21 protein-coding genes are annotated in these 23,610 nt (G+C 66.3%); 16 read left to right on the top strand and 5 right to left on the bottom strand.

The window, feature by feature from the left end; genetic code table 11:
- Nucleotides 1-137: 137 nt before the first annotated feature.
- From fliP to UCD39_RS15060, 4 genes are read right to left on the bottom strand one after another with little or no spacing between them, the layout of a single operon-like run.
- Nucleotides 138-926: a flagellar type III secretion system pore protein FliP gene (gene fliP, locus UCD39_RS15075; protein ID WP_330496782.1), complete on the bottom strand. Its 789-nt coding sequence runs from the start codon at nt 924-926 to the stop codon at nt 138-140.
- Entirely contained in the window at nt 923-1,291 is a 369-nt protein-coding gene (locus UCD39_RS15070; protein WP_330496781.1) for a FliO/MopB family protein, read from the bottom strand. The genes fliP and UCD39_RS15070 overlap by 4 nt, the downstream gene beginning before the upstream one ends.
- Entirely contained in the window at nt 1,281-1,616 is a 336-nt protein-coding gene (locus tag UCD39_RS15065; RefSeq protein ID WP_145733761.1) for a hypothetical protein, read from the bottom strand. Before UCD39_RS15065 ends, UCD39_RS15070 begins: the two co-directional genes overlap by 11 nt.
- Nucleotides 1,613-2,020: an EscU/YscU/HrcU family type III secretion system export apparatus switch protein gene (locus tag UCD39_RS15060; protein WP_330496780.1), complete on the bottom strand. Its 408-nt coding sequence runs from the start codon at nt 2,018-2,020 to the stop codon at nt 1,613-1,615. The genes UCD39_RS15065 and UCD39_RS15060 overlap by 4 nt, the downstream gene beginning before the upstream one ends.
- Nucleotides 2,021-2,490: 470 nt before the next feature.
- On the opposite strand from UCD39_RS15060, the gene flgB reads away from it, so the two are divergent.
- The 8 genes from flgB (at nt 2,491) to recA (ending at nt 10,454) form a co-directional block, all read left to right on the top strand.
- Nucleotides 2,491-2,898 carry a flagellar basal body rod protein FlgB gene (gene flgB / locus UCD39_RS15055; RefSeq protein WP_330496779.1) on the top strand — a complete coding sequence of 136 codons (408 nt, stop codon included), beginning with the start codon at nt 2,491-2,493 and terminating at the stop codon, nt 2,896-2,898.
- Nucleotides 2,899-3,007: 109 nt separating this feature from the next.
- Nucleotides 3,008-3,418, top strand: a complete 411-nt coding sequence (flgC, locus tag UCD39_RS15050; RefSeq protein WP_145733759.1) for a flagellar basal body rod protein FlgC — start codon at nt 3,008-3,010, stop codon at nt 3,416-3,418.
- Nucleotides 3,419-3,442: 24 nt separating this feature from the next.
- Nucleotides 3,443-3,748 (top strand): flagellar hook-basal body complex protein FliE, encoded by a 306-nt coding sequence (fliE, locus tag UCD39_RS15045; RefSeq protein WP_330496778.1) that lies wholly within the window; start codon nt 3,443-3,445, stop codon nt 3,746-3,748.
- A gap of 98 nt (nt 3,749-3,846) precedes the next feature.
- The gene (fliQ, locus tag UCD39_RS15040; protein WP_145733757.1) at nt 3,847-4,125 is read left to right on the top strand and encodes a flagellar biosynthesis protein FliQ; all 279 of its coding nucleotides are present in this window, start codon (nt 3,847-3,849) and stop codon (nt 4,123-4,125) included.
- Entirely contained in the window at nt 4,125-4,886 is a 762-nt protein-coding gene (fliR, locus tag UCD39_RS15035) for a flagellar biosynthetic protein FliR (protein WP_145733756.1), read from the top strand. The genes fliQ and fliR overlap by 1 nt, the downstream gene beginning before the upstream one ends.
- 12 nt (nt 4,887-4,898) lie before the next feature.
- On the top strand, nt 4,899-5,981 hold the full coding sequence (gene flhB, locus UCD39_RS15030; RefSeq protein ID WP_330496777.1) for a flagellar biosynthesis protein FlhB: 1,083 nt from the start codon (nt 4,899-4,901) through the stop codon (nt 5,979-5,981).
- A gap of 254 nt (nt 5,982-6,235) precedes the next feature.
- Nucleotides 6,236-8,701: a hybrid sensor histidine kinase/response regulator gene (locus tag UCD39_RS15025; RefSeq protein ID WP_330496776.1), complete on the top strand. Its 2,466-nt coding sequence runs from the start codon at nt 6,236-6,238 to the stop codon at nt 8,699-8,701.
- Between the two features lie 676 nt (nt 8,702-9,377).
- Nucleotides 9,378-10,454: a recombinase RecA gene (gene recA / locus UCD39_RS15020; protein WP_004272910.1), complete on the top strand. Its 1,077-nt coding sequence runs from the start codon at nt 9,378-9,380 to the stop codon at nt 10,452-10,454.
- A gap of 74 nt (nt 10,455-10,528) precedes the next feature.
- On the opposite strand, the gene UCD39_RS15015 is transcribed toward recA, so the two are convergent.
- The gene (locus UCD39_RS15015; protein WP_330496775.1) at nt 10,529-11,041 is read right to left on the bottom strand and encodes a DUF2867 domain-containing protein; all 513 of its coding nucleotides are present in this window, start codon (nt 11,039-11,041) and stop codon (nt 10,529-10,531) included.
- 196 nt (nt 11,042-11,237) lie between these two features.
- On the opposite strand from UCD39_RS15015, the gene UCD39_RS15010 reads away from it, so the two are divergent.
- The 8 genes from UCD39_RS15010 (at nt 11,238) to UCD39_RS14975 (ending at nt 23,578) form a co-directional block, all read left to right on the top strand.
- On the top strand, nt 11,238-12,233 hold the full coding sequence (locus UCD39_RS15010; RefSeq protein WP_330496774.1) for a hypothetical protein: 996 nt from the start codon (nt 11,238-11,240) through the stop codon (nt 12,231-12,233).
- A 175-nt stretch (nt 12,234-12,408) separates the two neighbouring features.
- Entirely contained in the window at nt 12,409-15,066 is a 2,658-nt protein-coding gene (alaS, locus tag UCD39_RS15005) for an alanine--tRNA ligase (RefSeq protein ID WP_330496773.1), read from the top strand.
- Nucleotides 15,067-15,242: 176 nt separating this feature from the next.
- Entirely contained in the window at nt 15,243-16,088 is an 846-nt protein-coding gene (locus tag UCD39_RS15000; protein ID WP_330496772.1) for an AAA family ATPase, read from the top strand.
- Nucleotides 16,089-16,298: 210 nt separating this feature from the next.
- Nucleotides 16,299-16,886 carry a hypothetical protein gene (locus tag UCD39_RS14995; protein ID WP_330496771.1) on the top strand — a complete coding sequence of 196 codons (588 nt, stop codon included), beginning with the start codon at nt 16,299-16,301 and terminating at the stop codon, nt 16,884-16,886.
- 173 nt (nt 16,887-17,059) lie between these two features.
- Nucleotides 17,060-18,724 carry a methyl-accepting chemotaxis protein gene (locus tag UCD39_RS14990; RefSeq protein ID WP_330496770.1) on the top strand — a complete coding sequence of 555 codons (1,665 nt, stop codon included), beginning with the start codon at nt 17,060-17,062 and terminating at the stop codon, nt 18,722-18,724.
- A 428-nt stretch (nt 18,725-19,152) separates the two neighbouring features.
- Complete coding sequence (locus tag UCD39_RS14985; RefSeq protein ID WP_330496769.1) at nt 19,153-20,841, top strand: methyl-accepting chemotaxis protein; 1,689 nt, start codon at nt 19,153-19,155, stop codon at nt 20,839-20,841.
- 112 nt (nt 20,842-20,953) lie between these two features.
- Nucleotides 20,954-22,294 carry a carbohydrate porin gene (locus tag UCD39_RS14980; RefSeq protein WP_330496768.1) on the top strand — a complete coding sequence of 447 codons (1,341 nt, stop codon included), beginning with the start codon at nt 20,954-20,956 and terminating at the stop codon, nt 22,292-22,294.
- A gap of 90 nt (nt 22,295-22,384) precedes the next feature.
- The gene (locus tag UCD39_RS14975) at nt 22,385-23,578 is read left to right on the top strand and encodes a vWA domain-containing protein (RefSeq protein WP_330496767.1); all 1,194 of its coding nucleotides are present in this window, start codon (nt 22,385-22,387) and stop codon (nt 23,576-23,578) included.
- Nucleotides 23,579-23,610 lie beyond the last annotated feature (32 nt).

Raw genomic sequence — 23,610 nt, 5'->3', positions numbered from 1 at the left:
AAGCTGACGTTCGCGGCATAGCTTCTTCTCAGTAGGCTAATCAGGGCAAAGATTCCTGCCGGCTGAGGCAGGTCGCGGGACCTCACCGCAACCCAATCCTTCATATCGTCATGTTGCTTTGGCATCGAATAACCGCGCTATCCGAAGCTTTTCACCAGGCTGCCGACGATCAGGTACCAGCCGTCCACCAGCACGAAAAAGATGATCTTGAACGGCAGGGAGATCATGGCGGGGGGCAGCATCATCATGCCCATGGATTGCAGCACCGACGACACCACCATGTCGATCACCAGGAAGGGAATGAACACCAGGAAGCCGATCTCGAACGAGCGCTTGAGTTCCGAGATCATGAAGGCGGGGATCACCACCTGGATGGGCAGATCCTTGGCGGTGGTGACTTTGTCGACCTTGGCGATGTCGGTGAACAATTGCAGGTCGCGCTCACGCGTGTGCTTCAGCATGAAGTCCTGGAAGGGGACCACGGCGTTCTTCAGGCCCGTCAGCTCATCCACCTGTTCGTCGATCATGGGCTTGATGCCCGCGTCATAGGCCGCCTGGAAGGTCGGCGCCATGATGAAGAAGGTGAGGAACAGGGCCAGGCTCAGCATCACCTGGTTGGGCGGCACCTGCTGCGTGCCCAGGGCGGAGCGCAGGAAGCCCAGCACGATGATGATGCGCACGAAGCTGGTCATCATCACCAGGATGCTGGGCGCCACCGACAGCACGGTGATCAGCACCACCAGCTGGATGATGCGGCTGGTGGAACTGCCGCCCTGGGAGCCCAGGTCCAGGTTCAGGCTTTGGGCGTGCGCCACCCCGGCCAGCAGCGACACGGCCACCGTCAGCAGGATGGCCAGGGCCGGCGCGCCCCAGCGGAACAGACGCGATGGGTGCCGGGAAGGCGAGGGGTGCGCGGTGGTGCTCATGACAAAGGCCCCGGGACGGGTGCCGGCGGGGCGGCGGTTTCGTTCAGTACGGTCTGGAAGGTCTGGTGGCCGTCGCCCGTCGCGAGGATGGGGCCCTCCAGATGCAGGTCCTGGGTGCCGCCCAGCAGCAGCAGATGCTCCACCCCGTCCCGGCGGATCAGCACCAGCCGGCGGCGCGGGTCCAGCGCCATGGCCTCCACCACGCCCAGGCGACGCTGGGCGCGGCCCGGCAGGCGCAGCAGGGCGCCACCGCCGAAACGGCGGACCAGCCAGCCGGCGACCAGGATGAAGCCCAGCACCAGGCCCAGCATAAGGGCGGCGTACAGGTAATAGGCGGCCGAGGTGACCATGGGTTCAGCCGACATCCGGATCTTCGGCCCGGCGATAGGCAGCGGCGGCCCGGCCGACGGTGGCCTTGCCCTGGGTCAGTTCATTGGCCTTTTTCACCACCGTCTCCAGCCGTTCCAGCGCCGCCAGCACCGCCTCCAGCCGCGGCAGGAAGGCGCGCGCCTCTGGTGGTGGCAATTGGACAACTGCATTGCACAATGCAGTGGCCTCATCCTCCAGCCCGGCGAATTCCACCGCGTCGCCGGCGGCGACCAGATCGGCGGTGCGGTTCAGGATGGACAGCAGGCCGTCCATGGCGTCGGCCAGGGCTTCCGCTTCGGGGGAGGGCGCGGGCGTTGTCATCTGAGCGGCGGTGTTCCAGAGGTGGTGCCGGGGCCCGTGGGGGCTTGGCCATGGGAGGTGGGACCATAAGGGTTGGGACCATAGGGGCTGGCCGGCGGGGCGATGTCCTCCAGCGCGGCGCCGCTGCTCAGGCGGCCATTGGCACGGTAGACATGGGCCAGGATTTCCGCCACCGCCGCCAGCGCCTCGATGGGGATTTCGCTGTCGATGTCGATGACCGACAGGATTTCCGCCAGATCCGCGTCCTGCCGGACCTTCACGCCGTTGGCGAAGGCCAGTTCCAGGATCTGTTCCGCCACTGCCCCTTGCCCGGTGGCGACGATGCGCGGCAGGCCCTCCGCCATGTGCTGCAAGGCCACGGCCACCTGGCGTTTGGGTTTGTCGCTGTCGTCAGTGGGGGCCAAAGGTGGAACAGTCCTTGTTGAAGCGGGCCTTGTTGAAGCGGGGGCGTTCGCCCATATCCCGGCTGCGGTATGCTGGGCCGTTTCCGGCTCATGCACGGGCGGGGCCAGGGTATAACTCTCCGCCGTGATACGCAAATGGGCAGCCGGCGATTGGACAGGCGGCAATCGGAAAGCCGGCAGTCGGAAAGCCGGTTGTAACGCCTCTGTTGTAAAACGCCCCTATTGTAAAATGCATGGGCCGGTGGGCTGGCGCCCGGCAGCGCTGGCTGGATGCTGGCAAATAACGCTGGAATCCCCATTGGTTTAGAGCGATTCTCCAAGCGATGGCTTGCAGATTGCATATAACTCATCTATGGCAATAGAGGTGCCTGGGCCTGGTGTCGGATGCCGATCGTGGCGGTGTCCTGGCGGAGAGAGCGGTCCTGACAGGGCCTTTCGGTTTAACCCCACCGGGGTGGTGAGCGCGGATCATGGATCTGAACAGGCTGGGTATCTTCAAGCTGATGTCGGACAAGATGGCCTGGGACAACCAGCGTCAGGAGGTTCTGGCGCAGAACGTCTCCAACTCCGACACGCCGAATTACCAGGCGCGGGACCTGGTGCCTTTCGATTTCAAGCACCAGCTGCGTGAGGCCAACCAACTGGATCTGGTGGCCACCGACCCGGCGCACCTGTCGGCTAGCAGCACGGGGGCCGGTGGCTTCCGCGCCGCCAAGGACCGCACGGCCTATGAGACCTCGCCCACCGGCAACGCCGTGGTGCTGGAGGACCAGATGACCAAGATCGGCCAGAACGCCATCGATTTCCAGGCGCTGACCAACCTGTACCGCAAACAGATCGGCATGCTGAAGATGGCCCTGGGCAAGGGCTCTAGCTGACACGGGCGGTCTGGTTGCGGCGGTCTGGTTAACGTCTTCTTGATGGTTCGCCCGCTAAATTGGGCTTGTCCGTTGAATTGGGTCTAAGGGTTTTGGGACGAGGGTTTCGATGGATTTGATGAACGCCCTGAACTTGTCCACCGCCGGCATGAAGGCGCAGGGCACGCGCCTGCGCGTCATCGCGGAGAACCTGGCCAACACCGACAGCACGGCCGCCAGCCCCGGCGACCTGCCCTACCGGCGCAAGGTGGTGCTTTTCGCCAACACCCTGAACAAGGCCCTGGGCATCGACACCGTCAACGTGAAGAAGGTCGATGTCGACCGCAGCGATTTCCAGCGCAAGTTCGATCCCGGCCATCCCAGCGCCGACAGCGAGGGCTATGTGCTGATGCCCAACGTCAACGGCCTGGTGGAATCGATGGACATGCGCGAGGCCCAGCGCTCCTACGAGGCCAACCTGGGCGTCATCGACGCCACCCGCACCATGCTGACCAAGACCATAGATTTGCTGCGCAACTGAGCGGCTTAGGAGCTGATCCCCACGATGGCCATTCCCCTTCCCAGCGCGATCGCCGCCTACGCCAACACCGCCCGCCAGGGCGCCGGCCCCGGCATGGCCGCCCCCGCCAGCGGCCCCAGCTTTGGCGAGCTGATGAAGCAGGCGGCGGTGGACGCCGTCGACACCATGCACCAGGGGGAACGCATGACGGCGGCCGGTGTCCTGGGCAAGGCCGACCTGACCGACGTGGTGAACGCCGTCAGCAACGCCGAGGTGACGCTGCAGGCCGTGACCGCCGTGCGCGACAAGGTCATCTCCGCCTACCAGGAAATCATGCGCATGCCGATGTGAGGCGGCGGCGGGGCTTGCGCCCCGCCCGCGCCCTGGCGTCTATTGGGGTATCTTGAGGGCTGGCCCATCGGCGGGCCCGCGCTTGCCGGATCGTGCGCATGAATGAACAGGAAATCATCGAACTCGTGCGCCAGTCGCTGCTGACGGTCATCATCGTCAGCGGCCCGGTCATGGCCGTGTCCATGGTGGTGGGCCTGGCCATCTCGCTGTTCCAGGCGCTGACCCAGATCCAGGAACAGACGCTGACCTTCGTGCCCAAGATCATCGCCATGTTCGTGGCGCTGGTGTTCTTCGCGCCCTTCATGCTGCACCACATGGTGACCTTCACCGAGGGCATCATGGACAAGATCGTCGGGGTTGGGACGGGCAACGAGTGATGTTGCAGACCCTCCTCCTCAGCCAGCTCTACACCTACCTCATGGTGTTCGTCCGGCTGGGGGCGGCCTTCCTGATCATGCCCACCGTGGGCGAAACCTTCGTCTCCACCCGCATCCGCCTGCTGTTCGGCCTGATCGTGGCCCTGGCGGTGGCGCCCGCCGTGGGCGGGACCCTACCGCCGGAACCGGCGCAGCCCGCCAATATGGCCGTGCTCATCGCGGGGGAGGCGCTGATCGGCATCTTCATCGGCACCATCGCCCGCACCATGATGGGGGCCCTGGAAACGGCCGGCAGCCTGATCGCCAACCATGTCGGCCTCAGCTCCGCCCAGGCGTTCAACCCGGCCATGTCGCAGCAGAGCACGGTGGTGAACTCCATCCTGGGCATCCTGGGCCTGCTGCTGCTGTTCGCCACCGACATGCACCACATGCTGATCCTGGCGGCGGTGCAGAGCTACAGCCTGTTCCCCCCGGGCGGGGCCATCCCGCTGGGTGATTTCACCGAGCATCTGACGCGCATCTTTTCGGAAAGCTTCAGCATCGGCCTGCAGATGTCGGCGCCGTTCGTCATCATCGGCCTGCTCTTCTTCCTGGGCATGGGCCTGGTGGCGCGGCTGGTGCCCTCCATCCAGGTCTTCTTCGTGACACAGCCCCTGCAGATCGTCCTGGGCCTGCTGCTCCTGGGCGGCAGCCTGTCGGGGCTGATGGTCTATTGGCTGCGCGCCTTCCAGGGGCAGATGATGCCCTTCCTGTCGTCGTAAGGGGCGGGGGCCATGTCGGAAGACCAGGATCCAGATTCCAAAACCGAAGAGCCGACAGGCAAACGGCTGACGGACGCCCGCTCCAAGGGCAACATCCCCAAATCGCAGGAGGTGCCGCACCTCTTCATGCTGGGCGCCATCCTGGTGATGGTGGTGAGCGTGCTGCCCTGGACCTTCGGGCGCATCCACACGGTGCTGATTCCCTTCATAGAACGGCCGGAGACGCTGCCGGTGGACCGGGGCGGCCTGGGGCACCTGCTGACCGAGCTGCTGGGCCAGGTGGCGGTCGCCATGTCGGTACCCTTCGCCCTGCTGGTCATCGCCGCCGTCCTCGGCTCCTTCCTTCAGGTCGGGTTCGTCTTCAGCTTCGAGCGGGTGCTGAGCTTCGACCTCAACCGCTTCAACATCGTCTCCAACCTGCTGAACAAGTTCAAGGTCGCCAACCTGCTGGAGTTCGCCAAGTCGCTGATCAAGCTGGTGGTGGTGTCGGTCGTCGTGCTGCCCGGCCTGTTCCCCCTGGCCCATTCCGTGGACCATTTCATCGGCATGCCGCTGATGGGCCTGGTGAACGAGACCAAGAGCCAGGCGGTGGGCCTGATCTTCCGCGTGCTGATCGCGCTGGGCCTGCTGGCCGGCGCCGACTGGTGGTATCAGCGCTGGAAGTTCATGCGCGACATGCGCATGACCAAGCAGGAAGTGAAGGACGAGCATAAGCAGACGGAAGGCGACCCGCTGATCAAGGGCAAGATCCGCGCCCTGCGCATGCAGCGCGCCCGTAACCGCATGATGGAGAACGTGCCCAAAGCCGACGTGGTGGTGACCAACCCCACCCACTACGCCATCGCGCTGAAATATGATCCCCTCAGCATGGGGGCGCCCATGGTGGTGGCCAAGGGTGTGGATTTCATCGCCGCCCGCATCCGCGAACTGGCGGAGGAACATGGCATCCCCCTGGTGCCCAACCCGCCCCTGGCCCGCGCCCTCTATGCCAGCGCCGAGGTGGACGAGGAAATCCCGGCGGAGCACTACAAGGCGGTGGCCCAGGTCATCTCCTATGTCTTCAAGTTGAAGAAGAAGACCTTCCCCAAGCGCTGATTCCACCCGGGGCGGCGGTCGAGCGCGAACCCGCCATCCGGCATTTATTGATTTAAATTTATTTCCGTCCGGCATCTCGTCCCGCAGGACCGGGACTGGTAGGATCGGGCCCTTCCGATCCAGAGGTGCTTGCCGGTGCCCGCCTTCCCCTCCCGCCCATCGTCCCCCCGCCCGCGCCGTCGCCGGACATCCCGGAGGGCGGGACGAATGCTGGGCCGGCTCAGGTGGGGTTGGTGCTGGTAGTGGGGGGCCCCTTGATAGTCGCGGCTCTGTTTCTGGCGGCCGCCTTGGCTTGGGGGGTGCTGGACCATCCCCTGTCTTTAGCGGTTGCCCTGATCGCCGCAGGCGCCTTCCTGCTGATGGCCCTGTTGGGCGTTCTCTGGCTGAGGCAGACCACGGCGCAGACCGCCGTGCTGCGCGCCGTGGTGGAGGCGGTGCCGGAGGCCCTGGCCGTGGCGGGGGCGGATGGACGGGTGGTGGCCACCAACGGCGCCTTCGCCGCGCTGGCCAAGGCTGTCGATGGCGCGGGGGTGGATGGGGGGCGTGTCGTCGACATCCTGGCCCGTCGCTGTCGCGCGGATACCGACGCCCAACGCCTGGAGGCGTTGCAGGAGGCCGCGCACCGGGGAGAAGGTGGGGAGGCGCCGGTCGTCTTCGTCGATGATGCGCCCAGCGCCCTCTCCACTGGCGGCCCGACCGGCGCTATGGTCAGGCTGGTGCCTTTCCTGGTGGCGGCGCGGCCGTTGGCCGTGGCCAAGCGGCCCGGCCTGGTGGAATGGCGGGTGCGTGGCGGCGGCGCCCAGACAACGGCGGGTGGCCATCCCTGGCGGGAGCTGTGGGACCTGGCGCCCCTGGGCGTCCTGCTGGTCGATGGGGCCGGCGCGCTGCTGCGCGTGAACCTCACCCTGGCCGATTGGCTGGGTCTCGACCGCGACCTGCTGGAGGATGGCAGCCGCCACCTGCGCGACCTGCTGGCCACCCCGCCGCAGGGGGAGCTGTTTCCCGAGCGCCTGGCCGGCATGGCGGAGGTGGACCTGGCGGCGGCCCGCGCGGCGCCCTTGCGCGCCAGCGTCCTGCATGTGGCGGTGTCCCCCGGCGGCACCCTGATCTTCCTGGGCGACCTGACCCGGGAGACGGCGCGGGAGGAGGAGCTGCGCCGGGCGGAGCAGCGCTTCCAACGCTTCTTCCAGTTCGCGCCCACCGGCTTCGCCTTCGTGGATGGGGAGTTCCGGCTGGCGGAATGCAACCCCACCTTCCTCACCATGGCCGACCTGCGCCTGGGCGACGTGCAGGGGGAACCCATCGCCAGCCTGTTCCAGCAGGAACACCGCGCCAACCTCATGGCCCGCCTGGCCGACGTGCTGGAGGGGCGCAGCCAGGCCGGCACGCCGGTGGAGGCGCGGCTGCGCGGTGCCCAGGGGCCCGTGGTCCATGTCTATTCCCGCCGTTTCGACGGGGATGGCGATGGCGACCGCGGCCTGATCCTGCATCTGGTGGACATGACCGCGCAGAAGAACCTGGAGGCGCAGTTCGTCCAGTCACAGAAGATGCAGGCCATCGGTCAGTTGGCCGGCGGCGTGGCGCACGATTTCAACAATCTGCTGACGGCCATGATCGGCTTCTGCGACCTGCTGCTGCTCCGGCACAAGCCGGGCGACCAGTCGTTCAGCGACATCATGCAGATCAAGCAGAACGCCAACCGCGCCGCCAACCTGGTGCGCCAGTTGCTGGCCTTCTCGCGCCAGCAGACCCTGCAGCCCCGGGTGCTGAGCATCACCGACGTGCTGGCGGAACTGTCCAACCTGCTGCGCCGCCTGATCGGTGAGAACATCGAGCTGCGCATGCTGCACGGCCGTGACACCGGCCTGGTGCGGGTGGATCAGGGGCAGTTGGAACAGGTCATCATCAACCTGGCGGTCAACGCCCGCGACGCCATGCCCAAGGGCGGGCGGCTGACCATCGTCACCGGCAACTTGCACACCACCGAGCCCATCCGTCATGAGACGGAGGAGATGCCGCCCGGCGATTGGGTGGTGGTGGAGGTGATCGACACCGGGATCGGCATCCCGCCGGAAAACCTGCAACGCATCTTCGAGCCCTTCTTCTCCACCAAGGAGGTGGGATCGGGCACGGGGCTGGGCCTGTCCACCGTCTATGGCATCGTGCGCCAGACCGGCGGCTTCGTCTTCGTGGAGAGCAAGCCGGGGGAGGGGGCCAAGTTCTCCATCCACCTGCCGCGCCTGGATGAGAAGGCCCTGGCCCAGGCCGCCCCGGCGGAGGAGGCCAAGGACAAGGGCGCGGCCGACCTCACCGGCATCGGCACGGTGTTGCTGGTGGAGGATGAGGACGCCGTGCGCGTCTTCGGCGCCCGCGCCCTGCGCAACAAGGGCTATACCGTGCTGGAGGCGCGCAGCGGGGAGGAGGCGCTGGACCTGCTGCAAGGTGCCCGGGGTGGGGAGGTGGACCTGATCGTCAGCGATGTGGTCATGCCCCAGATGGACGGCCCCACCCTGATCGAGCAGGTGCGCCGCTTCCGCCCCGACGTGAAGGTCATCTTCATCTCCGGCTATGCCGAGGACCGCTTCCGCCATTCTCTGAAGGACGGCGCCGTGGTCGACTTCCTGCCCAAGCCCTTCAGCCTGAAACAACTGGCCGCCAAGGTGAAGGACGTGATGGAGGGGCCCCCGCGCCCGGGGCAGGAGCCCGCGAATCCGAGGTGAGCGCGCCCAAGTGCCTGATCGTGAAGCAATTCGGGGCGCGGCGACGAGGCCCCGACCGGGGCCGCCGCCGCTTTCCGGGGAGCGTAGCGGACCTGGAAAGCGAGGAAGCCAAGCGGCCGGATGGCCGCGCCCGGCGCTTGAGGGCCTTGAAATCCCGCCCGACTCTGGAGCGTAGCGACGAGGCCCCGACCGGGGCCGCCGCCGCTTTCCGGGGAGCGCAGCGGACTGGAAAGCGAGGAAGCCAAGCGGCCGAACGGCCGCGCCCGGCGTTTGAGGGCCTTGAAATCCCGCCCGACTCTGGAGCGTAGCGACGAGGCCCCGACCGGGGCCGCCGCAGCTTTCCGGGGAGCGCAGCGGACTGGAAAGCGAGGAAGCCAAGCGGCCGAACGGCCGCGCCCGGCGTTTGAGGGCCTTGAAATCCCGCCCGACTCTGGAGCGTAGCGACGAGGCCCCGACCGGGGCCGCCGCAGCTTTTCGGGGAGCGCAGCGGACTGGAAAGCGAGGAAGCCAAGCGGCCGAACGGCCGCGCCCGGCGTTTGAGGGCATCATAACAAGAACAAAAAAGAACAAACGGCAAACTTTCACCCTTGGCGAATGAGAACATAGCGGGTACATTCCCCTTCACCGCAGCCGTTGAACGCCCGTTGGCCGTATGCGACAAGAGGGGGACAGCAAGATGTCGGCACCACTTCGTCTGGTAGAAACACCCATGGATAAGCAAAAGGCCCTCGACGCCGCCCTCGGCCAGATCGAACGCGCGTTCGGCAAGGGCTCCATCATGAAGCTCGGCGCCAAGGAGGCGTCGATGGAGGTGGATGCCATCTCCACCGGTTCGCTGGGGCTGGACATCGCCCTGGGTATCGGCGGCCTGCCGCGCGGCCGTATCATCGAAATCTACGGGCCGGAAAGCTCGGGCAAGACCACGCTGGCCCTGCACGCCATCGCGGAGGCCCAGAAGAGCGGCGGCACCTGCGCCTTCGTCGATGCCGAGCACGCGCTGGACCCGTCCTACGCCCGCAAGCTGGGCGTGAACGTGGATGACCTGCTGGTCTCCCAGCCCGACGCCGGCGAACAGGCGCTGGAGATCACCGACACGCTGGTGCGCTCCGGCGCCATCGACGTGCTGGTGGTGGACTCGGTGGCGGCCCTGGTGCCGCGCGCCGAACTGGAAGGCGAGATGGGCGACAGCCACGTCGGCCTGCAGGCCCGCCTGATGAGCCAGGCGCTGCGCAAGCTGACCTCCTCCATCTCCAAGTCCAACTGCCTGGTCATCTTCATCAACCAGATCCGCCTGAAGATCGGTGTGATGTTCGGCAACCCGGAGACGACGACCGGCGGTAACGCGCTGAAGTTCTACGCCTCCATCCGCCTGGACATCCGCCGCATCGGCGCCATCAAGGACCGCGACAACGTCGTCGGCAACCAGACCCGCGTGAAGGTGGTGAAGAACAAGCTGGCCCCGCCGTTCCGCGTTGTCGAGTTCGACATCATGTATGGCGAGGGCGTGTCCAAGGTGGGTGAGCTGATCGACCTGGGCATCCAGGCCGGCGTGGTGGAGAAGTCGGGCGCCTGGTTCTCCTACGACGGCCAGCGCGTGGGACAGGGCCGCGAGAACGCCAAGCAGTTCCTGCGCACCAATCCGGCCATCGCCAAGGCCATCGAGGAAAAGGTCCGCGCCAACGCCGGCCTGGTGGCTGGTGCCATGATGGTGGGCTCCCCCGAAGCTGACGGCGACGCCGACAGTCCCGAGTGATCGGGTAGATCATCTGAAATGAGCAAAAGGCGGGCTGGCGACGGCCCGCCTTTTCTTTAGCTGCCGAGTAGGGCTCAAGGGGCTGCGACCTGTTTCAGCATGGTTCGCACCACCTGGCGATGGAATGGCATGATGAGCGCCAGGTACGTCCGCCCCAGCCAATTGTGGGTGCGCACCAGCGTGGTGGCGGTGACGTGGTGGCCGGTGGCGTCCTGGCGCACGTCGACCACGGCGCGGAAATCCAGGTGCTTGTCCGCCATGCCCAGCACCACCCGGCCCGGCCCGCGGCTCAGGATGGGGAAGATGCCGATATGATCGGCCGCGCCGGGCTCCGATGGTGCCGGCGGGCGGGGGGCCTTCAGGCCCAAGGGGGCCACCAGGGCGTTGCGCAGGGCCAGCAGCCAGCGGACCCAGGTGGGGGAGGTGCCCATCATGCGGCGGGCCGCTACCAGGGCGTCCACCACCAAGGTGTCCGTCGCGGGCGTTTCGGATGCCGGCGGCATCACCAGCCGGAAGGCGTCGGCGAACTGGGCGCCCGGCAACAGCGCCCAAATGCCTGCCTCTGGGGTGACTTCCTGCACGGACATTCGGTCGCGCTCCTAAGGGTTGCGGACTATCTGAGGGCTTGTCGGTCAGAACGTCGCCGGCACCATAGGCCCAGGGCGACGGGACGGCAATGAAGCCGGCAACGCAGCCGCTATTGGTTGCATAAATGACATAAAAAGCGTATCATCTAGGCCATCGCATGAATGCGATAAATGCCTTACCCAAAATGGGGAGCGGATGATGGTTACGACCTCGGGCACCTCCGTTTATTCCCAGGCGCAAAGCCTGGCGTCCTCGGCAACTCAACAGACGTCGCTGTTCCGCTCCACCCCCTCCACCACGCCTCAGATCACGGCCCAAAAGGTCGCCGACGCCTTGCAACGGGGCGATACCGCCGGCGCCATTGGCGCCTTCGTCGATGAAAAGACGCTGAAGAAGCTGACCAAGCTGCAGTCCGACGCCACCAAGCTGGACAAGCAGATCAAGCAGAAGGCCGCCGACAACGACAAGAAGACCGCCCAGGACAAGGTCGACAACGCCAAGCGTCAGCTGAAGGCCCTGCGCATGCGCGCCCAGTTGGCCGCCGCCATGGGCGACAAGCAGGCCGCCGCGCGTATCGCGCGCGAGGCGGCGGACGTGGCCAAGTCCCTGGGCTCCGCCGCGCAGGAATACGCCGGCGCCGTGAAGAACGGTGCCTCGGTGGGCACCACCGACGCGTCTGGCGCCGCCACCGCCACGGCCGGCGTGGGCAGTGACGCCGCCCAGGTTCAGGCCACCGCCGCCGGCACCGCCCAGGCGCCCACCGGCCAAGCAGCCGCCACCCAAGCCGCCAACGCGGCGGCGGGCACCACCGCCGCTGCCGACGCCACCCTTCAGACCGGGAACGCCCAAGCGGCTCAAAACGGTACTGGCCAGTCTGACAAGCCCGGAACGATCTCCGTATCCAGCACGGATGAGGCGGCGGCGGCGCGCAAGGAGCGCCTGGACTTCATGGGCAATGTCCGCACCCTGATGGACCAGGCCCGCAGCGTCTACAACCAGGCCAAGCATGTGCTGGACCGCAAGCGCAAGCCCGGCGATCCCACCGACCCGGACCATAGCGCCCAGGACATGGCCGACGCCGCCAAGCAGGTGGACGCCGCCGACCAGTCCCTGGCCGCTGGGGACACCCCCGCCGTGCCTCAGGCCCCCACGGTCATCGCCACGCCCAACAATACGTTGCTGCTGGTCTGACCGGCCCGGCTGGAGGGAAAAGCCCCGTCCGGATGGAAAAGCGATGAAAAGCCGCGTCCTTGGGGCGGTTCGGCGCCCCCATCCCATGGACAGCGCCCGTATCCACACGCTACAAACCCTGTCCCGGTGTTTCGCGCCCCGGGGTGTTCCGTCGCATGCTTAAGGCTGTTGCCCGATGAAGACCGCCAACGAGATCCGCTCCGCTTTCCTGGACTACTTCGTGAAGAACGGCCACACGGAGGTGGAGTCCAGCCCGCTGGTGCCGCGCAACGATCCGACGTTGATGTTCACCAACGCCGGCATGGTGCAGTTCAAGAACGTCTTCACCGGCAATGAGGTGCGCCCCTATACCCGCGCCACCACCTCGCAGAAGTGCGTGCGCGCCGGGGGCAAGCACAACGACCTGGAGAATGTGGGCTACACCGCCCGGCACCACACCTTCTTCGAGATGCTGGGCAACTTCTCCTTTGGCGACTATTTCAAGGCCGACGCCATCGAGCTGGCCTGGAACCTGATCACCAAGACCTTCGCCCTGCCGAAGGACAAGCTGCTGGTCACGGTCTACCATACCGATGACGAGGCCCACGGCCTGTGGAAGAAGGTGGCCGGCCTGTCGGACGACCGCATCATCCGCATCCCCACCGCCGACAATTTCTGGGCCATGGGTGACACTGGCCCCTGCGGCCCGTGCTCCGAGATTTTCTACGACCATGGCGAGGGCATCCCCGGCGGCCCCCCCGGCAGCCCGGACCAGGACGGCGACCGCTTCATCGAAATCTGGAACCTGGTGTTCATGCAGTATGAGCAGGTGACGAAGGAGGAGCGGGTGTCCTTGCCCCGGCCCTCCATCGACACCGGCATGGGCCTGGAGCGTCTGGCGGCGGTGCTGCAGGGCGTGCACGACAATTACGACACCGACCTGATGCGCGCCCTGATCGTCGCCTCGGCCGATGCCACCAACAGCGACCCGTCGGGCGCGCACGCCGTGTCGCACCGCGTCATCGCCGACCATCTGCGCGCCTCCTCCTTCCTTATCGCCGACGGCGTGCTGCCGGCGAACGAGGGCCGTGGCTATGTCCTGCGCCGCATCATGCGCCGCGCCATGCGCCACGCCCACATGATCGGCGCCCGCGATCCGGTGATGCACACCCTGGTGCCCGCACTGGTGCGCGAGATGGGCGGCCATTACACCGAGCTGCAGCGCGCCCAGGCCCTGATCACCGAGACCCTGCGGCTGGAGGAAACCCGGTTCAAGCAGACGCTGGATCGCGGCCTGAAGCTGCTGGACGAGGAAGAGGACAAGCTGGGCGCCGGCCAGCCCCTGCCGGGCGAGGTGGCGTTCAAGCTGTACGACACCTACGGCTTCCCCCTGGACCTGACGCAGGACGTGCTGCGCGGCCGCAACCGCACCGTCGAGGTCGATGGCTTCACCGCCGCCATGGAGCGCCAGCGGGCCGAGGCGCGCAAGGCCTGGGCCGGCAGCGGCGAGGCCGCGACCGAGCGCGTATGGTTCGAGCTGAAGGATGAGCTGGGCGCCACCGAGTTCCTGGGCTACGACACCGAAAACGCCGAGGGCAAGGTCACGGCCGTGCTGGACCGCCAGGGCAACAAGCTGGACAAGGCCGCCGCCGGCCAGGACGTCATCGTCCTGGTGAACCAGACGCCGTTCTATGGTGAGTCCGGCGGCCAGGTGGGCGACAGCGGCGTGATCTTCGGCGCCGGTGGCGTCGAGGTGGCCATCAGCGATGTGCAGAAGAAGCTGGGCGCCGTCTTCGCCCATATCGGCACCGTCACCCACGGCACCCTGGCCCCCGGCCAGTTGGTGGAGCTGCGCGTGAACGGCCGCCGCCGCGGCGACATCCGCGCCAACCACTCCGCCACCCATCTGCTGCATGAGGCCCTGCGCCAGCGCCTGGGTGAGCATGTCACGCAGAAGGGCTCGCTGGTGTCGGCGGAGCGCCTGCGTTTCGACATCAGCCAGCCGACGCCCCTGTCGGATGACGACGTGCGCGTGGTGGAGGCGGCGGTGAACGCCCGCATCCTGGGCAACAGCGAGGTCGTCACCCGCCTGATGACTCCCGCCGAGGCCATCGAGCAGGGCGCCATGGCCCTGTTCGGCGAGAAGTACGGCGATGAGGTCCGCGTGGTGTCCATGGGCGGACAGGATGAGGGTACGAACCGCCAGTATTCGGTGGAGCTGTGCGGCGGCACCCATGTGCGCCGCACCGGCGACATCGGCCTGTTCAAGATCGTGTCGGAGGGGGCTGTCTCCGCCGGCGTGCGCCGTATCGAGGCGCTGACCGGCCGGGGCGCGTTCGAATACCTGGAAGGGCAGGAGGGCCGCCTGCTGGCCGCCGCCGGCGCCCTGAAGGTTTCCGCCGCCGAGGTGCCGGCCCGCGTCGCCACCCTGGTGGAGGAGCGCCGCCGCCTGGAAAAGGAAGTGGCCGACCTGAAGCGCCAGCTGGCCCTGGGCGGGGGCGGCGGTGCCGCCGCCACGCCGGAGAAGGTGATCAACGGCGTGAAGCTGTCGGCCCGCGTGCTGGACGGCATCGACGCCAAGGACCTGAAGCCCCTGGCCGATGAGATCAAGGGCCAGATCGGCAGCGGCATCGTCCTGCTGGTCGCCAAGGGCGAGGGCAAGGTGACCCTGGTGGCCGGCGTGACCGCCGACCTGACGGGCCGCTTCAGCGCCGTTGACCTGGTGAAGGTCGCGGCGGCGGCCGTGGGCGGCAAGGGCGGCGGCGGCCGCCCCGACATGGCCCAGGCCGGCGGCAGCGAGCCTGACAAGGCCGACGCCGCCGTGGCGGCGGTCGAAGCGGCGTTGGCCGTCTAAGACACTGAACAAGACATCGGCGTGGGGGCGACCTCACGCCGATGTTGTTTCTGCTGTATTTTTTGAAATAGGACGCGACCGCGTCCGCCGGAGATTTCCGGGGAGCGTGAGCGGACTGGAAATCGAGGACAAGCCAAGGGCGGATGCGCCCGCCCGGCGCCTGAGGGAACACGATCATGAAATTCCAAGGGACGGAAAACTACGTCGCGACCGATGACCTGCGGGTTGCCGTCAACGCCGCCGTCACCTTGCAGCGCCCCCTGCTGGTGAAGGGGGAGCCGGGCACGGGCAAGACCGTGCTGGCGCAGGAGGTGGCGAACGCCCTGGGTCGGCCGCTGCTGCAATGGCATGTGAAGTCCACCACCAAGGCGCAGCAAGGTCTGTACGAGTATGACGCCGTCAGCCGCCTGCGCGATGGCCAGTTGGGCGACGCCCGTGTCAACGACATCGCCAACTACATCCGCAAGGGCAAGCTGTGGGAGGCGTTCGAGGCCGAAATGGCCCCCGTGCTGCTGATCGATGAGATCGACAAGGCGGACATCGAGTTCCCCAACGACCTGCTGCAGGAACTCGACCGCATGGAATTCTTCGTCTACGAGACGGGGCAGACCATCAAGGCGCGGCAGCGGCCGGTGGTCATCATCACCTCCAACAACGAGAAGGAACTGCCGGACGCCTTCCTGCGCCGCTGTTTCTTCCACTACATCCGCTTCCCTGATGCGGAGACCATGGCCCGCATCGTCGACGTCCACTTCCCCAATCTGAAGCGGGAATTGCTGCGCGACGCCCTGACCCTGTTCTATGAGGTGCGGGAGGTGCCGGGCCTGAAGAAAAAGCCCTCCACCTCCGAGCTGCTGGACTGGATCAAGCTGCTGATGATCGAGGACATCGACCCGGCGGTGCTGCGCCAGCGCGACCCCAAGAAGGCCATCCCGCCGCTGCACGGCGCCCTGCTGAAGAACGAGCAGGACGTGCACCTGTTCGAGCGCCTGGCCTTCCTGGCGCGGCGGGAACGGGACTAAGCCCGCTTTTTGTTGCGGTGCAGTATCTGTGTTGGGCGCAAATCAGCCCTTCCATCCCTGCAAGATGGGCAGGAAAGCGACTGATTATCAAGGGTGTGGCGGTTTCGCTGCTCCGTCGCTTTGTGTGCGGCGCAACATTCATCACAGTACATCCGGACATGTTTGCGGTAACACTGTTGATCTCTCAACGGTGGGCGAAGGATCGCGATCATGGGTGCCGGTGTCGTGCGGCGGTGGATGGTGGCTTTCATTCTGGCCGGGCTGGCGGTGGCACCGCAGGCGGCCCAGGCTGGGGCTGGTCTAGGCTTGGAGATGGTGTGCGCCGACGCCGTGAACGCCACGCCCACGCCCGACCGCATTCCGCCGTTCGCCCGCCTGCTGGGTCTGATGCCCGCGCACCCGACGCCGGTACCGACGGCCCTTTGCCTGCGGGGTTATAAGGCGTTGATGGCCCACCCGGCGGCCGAGCCTGCCCCAGCCACTCCCGCCTCCGCTCCCCTCCCCACTGCCGGCCTGCCGGCTGCCCCCCAGAGCCTGGCGGGGGAGCGCCGCGCGTTGGGATTGTACACCCATTATGTTGGCGCGCTGCTGGCCAGCCTTCCCGCCGACCTGGCGGTGCGCGGTGACCAGGTGCGCGCCGCCGCGGCGGTGCGCTTGATCGTTATCGGCCAAAGCCTGGCCGCCAGCGCCTACCGCCCCGTGGCGGTCCTGTCCAGGGACAACCATGCCCTGTCGGAAACCGCGCCGGTACGGATGGCGCGCCTGCTGCGCCCGGATGCGGAAATGGTCAGCCCTTGAGGCGCCGGCCGGATGTAACCGCCGACGTATCGCAGGCTGCCAGTATCTCAAAAAATATGATTAATTATCTAAAATTATAGCAAATTAGTGGGTTATTAACCCTTGAGGGGTAACCCATAAGCCTCAACACACGTGATGGGGCTAATATGACGAATTTTCTTTCCGCATTAAGCGTGGGGCGAAAGCTGGCGGCCGCGTTTTCGGTCATCGTTGCCGTTACGCTCATCGCTTCCGGCATCAACTATCGGGCCTTATCCACCATCCGCGATACGACGGGGTGGGCGGAGCACACCTACAGGGTGCTGGAACGGCTTAGCGACGCCATGACGGCCATGGTGGACGGGGAAACGGGGCTGCGCGGCTATCTCATCGGCGCCGACACCAAATTCCTGGCCCCCTATCAGAAAGGCCAGGCGGCGTTCGACGCGGCCTTCGCGGAGATGAAATCCCTGACGGCGGACAATCCAGCGCAGCAGGCGCGCCTGGATGATTTGCGCCGCCATGAACAGACATGGCGCCGGGAGGTGGCCGAGAAGGAAATCGCCCTGATGGGCAAGCCGGAAACGGTGGAGCAGGCCCGCAAGCTGGAGGCCAGCGGGGCCGGCAAGGCCTCCATGGACGCGATCCGCGCCAAGGTGGCCGAAATCGACAAGGTGGAACGCGATCTAATGGCGCAGCGCGCCGAGCTTCAGGCGGGCGCGCTCAGCACGGCGACCGCCGTGGCGCTGGGCAGCAGCGGCTTGTCCATTCTGTTGGCGGTCCTCATGGCCCTGGGCCTGACCCGCGCCGTGGCCACGCCGGTCGTGACCATGACCGCCGTCATGAAGCGCTTGGCGGACGGTGACACCGGGGTCGACATCCCGGCGCGCGAGCGCCAGGACGAGATTGGCGGCATGGCCCAGGCCGTCGGTGTGTTCAAGGACAACATGATCGAGGCGGAGCGCCTGCGGTCGGAGCAGGAGGCGCTGAAGCAGCGGGCCGAGAAGGAACGGCGCCAGGCGATGCTGGACCTGGCCAGCGCCTTCGAGAACCGCGTGGGCGGCATCGTCAACGGTGTGACGTCGCAGGCCACCGAGTTGCTGGCCACGGCGCAGACGCTCAACGCCTCATCCGACAACGTCGCCCGCCAGGCGGGCACGGTGGCGGCGGCCTCCCTGCAGGCGACGCAGAATGTGCAGACGGTGGCGGCGGCCACGGAAGAACTGTCCGCCTCCATCCAGGAAATCACGGCGCAGGTGTCCCGCACGACCCAGATGATTTCCAACGCCGTCACCGAGGCCGACCGCACCAATGCCGAGGTGCAGGGCCTGATGCAATCGGCCCTGCGCATCGGGGAGGTGGTGACCCTGATCAACGACATCGCCAGCCGCACCAACCTGCTGGCCCTGAACGCGACCATCGAGGCGGCGCGCGCCGGCGACGCCGGCAAGGGCTTCGCCATCGTCGCGTCGGAGGTCAAGTCCCTGGCCACCCAGACGGCGCAGGCGACGGACGAAATCCGGGCGCAGATCGCCGGCATGCAGGCGGCGACGGAAACGTCGGCCAAATCCATCCAGGGCATCGCGGAGATCATCAACCAGGTCAATCAAGCCTCCACCACCATCGCCTCGGCGGTGGAGGAACAGGCCGCGACCACGAACGAGATCACGCGCAACGTCCAGCAGGCGGCCCAGGGGACCAACGACGTCTCCCAGACCATTGGGCAAGTCAGCGACGCGGCGCAGGAAACCGGCGGTGCCGCCGGCGAGGTCCACTCGGCCGCCAACGACCTCAGCAAGAACGGTGAACTGCTGAAGCAGCAGGTGGACAGCTTCCTGCGGGAAATCCGCGCCGCCTGAGACGGCGGTCATGTCTGCCGCAATGAGGCCATGGCGCATTCCCTTGAGGGGCGCCATGGCCCTCATTGCTTGATGCCCCGCTCTTGCAAACACCCGACCTTGGCCAGTAGCCGGGTGGGGCGATCGTGGTCAGCGTTGGATGGAACATTTGGGGTGTTTATTTATCAATAGTTCTCCTTGTTCGCTGTTTTCTCGGCTTTTCTGACTGTATTATCAACATACATATGTATTTCTATTTGTTGAATTTTGAGTTTTTAGCAAATTCACTGCGAAGTAATAAGACAGTGAATAACATTCATCCGAGATGAATTTTATATATGCTTCAGTATATTGATGAATCGTGGGAATCCCTTGGGAGTGTTATCATTCCGTTAATCCTCAGAGCTATAGAACTCAGCCAAATGTTATGGCCTGAAAGGATTACGGTTATGGGTTTCCTATCGTCCATGAAGGTGGGGCGGAAGCTGGCGGCCGCCTTCGCGCTCATCGTCGCCGTTACGCTCATCGCCTCCGGCATCAACTATCGCGCGCTGTCCACCATCCAGGACACGACGCGGTGGACGGACCATACCTATAAGGTGCTGGAGCGGCTCAACACCGTCATGGCGGCCATGGTCGATGGCGAAACGGGGCTGCGCGGCTATCTGGTCGGCACCGATCCCAAATTCCTGGAACCTTACCATAAGGGCAAGACGGCGTTTGACGCGGCCTTCGCGGAGGTGAAGTCCCTGACCGCGGACAATGCCGCCCAGCAGGCGCGCCTGGATGATGTGCGCCGCTATGAGCAGACGTGGCGCCAGGATGTGGCGGAAAAGGAAATCGCCCTGATGGGCAAGCCGGAAACGGTGGAACAGGCCCGCAAGCTGGAGGCGAGCGGCGCTGGCAAGGCGTCCATGGACGCGATCCGCGCCAAGGTCGCGGAAATGGACAAGGTGGAACGTGACCTGCTGGGGCAGCGCGCCGTGCTCCAGGCTGATGCGTTGAGCACGGCGACCACCGTGGCCCTGGTCAGCAGCGGCCTGTCGGTTCTTCTGGCTATGATCATGGCGTGGAGCCTGACCCGCGCCGTGGCCAAACCCATCGTCGACATGACGGCCGCGATGCAGACGCTGGCCGGTGGCAACACCGGCGTGGACATCCCGGCGCGCGAGCGTCAGGACGAGATTGGCGGCATGGCCCAGGCGGTCGGTGTGTTCAAGGACAACATGATCGAGGCGGAGCGCCTGCGGTCGGAGCAGGAGGCGCTGAAGCAGCGGGCGGAGAAGGAACGCCGTCAGGCGATGCTGGACCTGGCCAGCGCCTTCGAGAACCGCGTGGGCGGCATCGTCAACGGCGTCACGGCCCAAGCCACTGAGTTGCTGGCCACGGCGCAGACCCTGAGTTCCTCGTCGGACAACGTCGCCCGCCAGGCGGGCACGGTGGCGGCGGCCTCCATGCAGGCGACGCAGAACGTGCAGACGGTGGCGGCGGCCACGGAGGAACTGTCCGCCTCCATCCAGGAGATCACGGCGCAGGTGTCGCGGTCCACGCAGATGATTTCCAGCGCCGTCGGCCAAGCCGACCGCACCAATGCCGAGGTGCAGGGCCTGATGCAGTCGGCGCAACGCATCGGCGAGGTGGTGACGCTGATCAACGACATCGCCAGCCGCACCAACCTGCTGGCCTTGAACGCGACCATCGAGGCGGCGCGCGCCGGCGACGCCGGCAAGGGCTTCGCCATCGTCGCGTCCGAGGTCAAGTCCCTGGCCAATCAGACGGCGCAGGCGACGGATGAAATCCGGGCGCAGATCGCCGGCATGCAGGCGGCGACGGAAACGTCGGCCAAGTCCATCCAGGGCATCGCGGAGATCATCAACCAGGTCAGCCAAGCCTCGACCACCATCGCCTCGGCGGTGGAGGAGCAGGCGGCGACCACGAACGAGATCACGCGCAACGTCCAGCAGGCGGCTCAGGGGACCAACGACGTGTCCCAGACCATCGCGCAAGTCAGCGATGCGGCGCAGGAAACCGGTGTTGGCGCCGGTGAGGTGCATTCGGCCGCCAACGACCTCAGCAAGAACGGTGAGCTGCTGAAGCAGCAGGTGGACAGCTTCCTGCGGGAAATCCGCGCCGCCTGAGGCCGGGGGCCCTTCGCTCCCTTTCCCCTGTCCTTTCCTTTCTCCTGGCGAAGGCGCGCCCCTGGCGGGCGCGTCCAAGCCCCCGCTTCGTCCAGTGGACGGTGGAGTTCCCATGCGCCCGTATTCCTTGTCCCCTATCGCCGGCTTGCTGTTGAGCGCCGGCTTGTTCATGCCCGTCCTGGCGGGCGCCGCTGAAACTCCGGACGCTCCGGCCCTGGGCGATCGCCTCGCCAACGCCGGCTTGTCCCTGGCTTTGGACTACACCGGGGAGGCGGCGGCCAATCCCAGTGGCGGACTGCGTCAGGGCAGCGCCTATGCCGGCCAGGTTCATGCCGGCGTCGATGCCGATCTGGAGCGCATCCTGGGTTTGGATGCCACCGTCCTCCACGCGGCGCTGACCCAACGCCATGGCCGCAACCTTGCCGCCGACGCCATCGGCAACAACACCTCGGTGCAGGAGGTCTATGGCCTGCAGAACTTGCACCTGTTGACCTTGACCCTGGAAAAAAAGCTGCTCGACGGTCGCGTGGATATGGAGGCGGGCCGCATGGTGGCCAACGCCTCCTTCCTGAACGGCCCCCTGTACTGCCACTTCCAGACCAACGCCATCTGCGGCAACCCGGTGTTCGTGAACCATGTCAGCAACTACACCTCGGCGCCCGGTAGCAGTTGGGCGGGGCGGGTCAAGGCGGAGCTGACCGATACCGTGTACGCCCATGTCGGCGCCTATGAGGCCAATCCCCGGGATCAGTCCCCCACCGGCCACGGCCTGCATTTCAGCACGGACGGCGCCACCGGCGTGGTCGTGCCGTTCGAACTGGGCTACGCGCCGGGCGGCAAGGCGTCCACCCAGCCCGGCCATTACCAGGTGGGCGGCTGGTACGACAGCTCGACCTATGCCGATCCCTTGAACGACGCGTCCGGCCGCCCGTCCGTGCTGACGGGGCAGCCCGGCGTGACCGAACGGGGGCGCTGGGGTGCGTTCGGCCGGTTTGATCAGGTCGTCTGGCGCTCCTCCGCCTATCCCGCGCGGACCCTGTCCGTCTTTGGTGTGGCGATGGCCAGCGTCTCGGGCCGCGCGGTCGAGGATCGCTACTACGCCCTGGGCGTGGTGCAGACCGGCCTGTTCGAGGGGCGGGACCAGGACACCCTGGGCTTCGTCGTCACCGACCAGCAATTCAGCGACCTGACCTTGGCCCGCATCGCCGCGGCCCGGGCCAGTGTCGGCAGCACCGTGGCGCCCGCCCGGCATGAGGTGATGATGGAACTGGCCTACGGGATGCAGGTCACGCACAGCGTGCGCCTCTCGCCCAACCTGCAATACATCATCAACCCCGACGTCACCGGCCATCCCTTCACCCGCGACAATCCCCAGGATGCCGTCGTCGTCGGGCTGAAGTTCACCGTGGATGTCGCGGATATCCTGGGGCTGGCGCCGCACCGTCGTCCGTGAACGGCATTCCTGGGCCTTCTTTCCTGGCTGGGTTACGCGGGCTGTCGTACATTTCAGGACCCGGACGCGTTCCCAGCCCCCTGACGGCCCATGTTCTCCACCTTCTTCTTCCAGCTGCGCCAGGCCCGTATTCCCGTCACCCTGCGGGAATACCTGGCCTTGATGGAGGCTATGTCGGCCCATGTCGCGGGCTACAGCGTGGAGGATTTCTACCACCTGTCCCGCACCATCCTGGTCAAGGATGAGCGCAACCTGGACCGGTTCGACATCGTCTTCGGCCAGGTGTTCAAGGGGCTGGAAACGGCCGCGGGCGGGGAGGGTGGTGAGGTTGCCACCCGTGACCTGCCCGAGGAATGGCTGCGCAAGCTGGCCGAGCGCCATCTAACCGAAGAGGAGAAGGCGCAGATCCAGGCCCTGGGCGGCTGGGAAAAGCTGATGGAGACATTGGCCCAGCGCCTGAAGGAGCAGCAGGGGCGCCATCAGGGCGGGTCCAAATGGATCGGCACGGCCGGCACCTCCCCCTTCGGCGCCTATGGCTACAATCCCGAGGGCGTGCGCATCGGGCAGGAGGGCAGCCGCCACCGCCGCGCCGTGAAGGTCTGGGACCGGCGCGAGTTCCGCAACCTGGACGATACGGTGGAATTGGGCACCCGCAACATCAAGGTGGCGCTGCGCCGCCTGCGCAAGTTCGCCCGCACCGGCGCCGCCGAGGTGCTGGACCTGCCCGACACCATCCGCGCCACCGCCGCCAACGCCGGCCATCTGGACCTGAAGCTGCGCCCCGAGCGGCACAACGCCGTCAAGGTGCTGCTGTTCCTGGATGTGGGCGGCTCCATGGACGACCACATCCGCCTGTGCGAGGAGTTGTTCTCCGCCGCCAAGGGGGAGTTCAAGCACCTGGAGTATTTCTACTTCCACAACTGCGTCTATGAGGGGGTGTGGAAGGACAACCGGCGCCGCCGGACGGAACAGATGTCGACCGTCGACGTGCTGCACACCTACCCGGCGGACTACAAGCTGATCTTCGTGGGCGACGCCAGCATGAGCCCCTATGAGATCACCCACCCCGGCGGGGCGGTGGAGCATTGGAACGCGGAGGCGGGGCAGGTGTGGCTGCGGCGCCTGCTGGACGTCTACCGCCGCGCCATTTGGCTGAACCCGGTGAGCGAGGGGCATTGGCCCTACACCGCCAGCATCGGCCTGATTAAAAATTTGATGGAAGGCCGCATGTACCCCTTGACCCTGCAAGGGCTGGAGGCGGGCATGCGGGAACTTAGCCATTGATTTATTAACGTTTCTTGGCACCGTCCCCGCAA

Origin of the sequence: Nitrospirillum karajorum (assembly GCF_036348415.1) — a bacterium.
GTDB classification, from domain to species: domain Bacteria; phylum Pseudomonadota; class Alphaproteobacteria; order Azospirillales; family Azospirillaceae; genus Nitrospirillum; species Nitrospirillum amazonense_B.
This window is presented reverse-complemented; position numbering and strand designations above follow the sequence as displayed.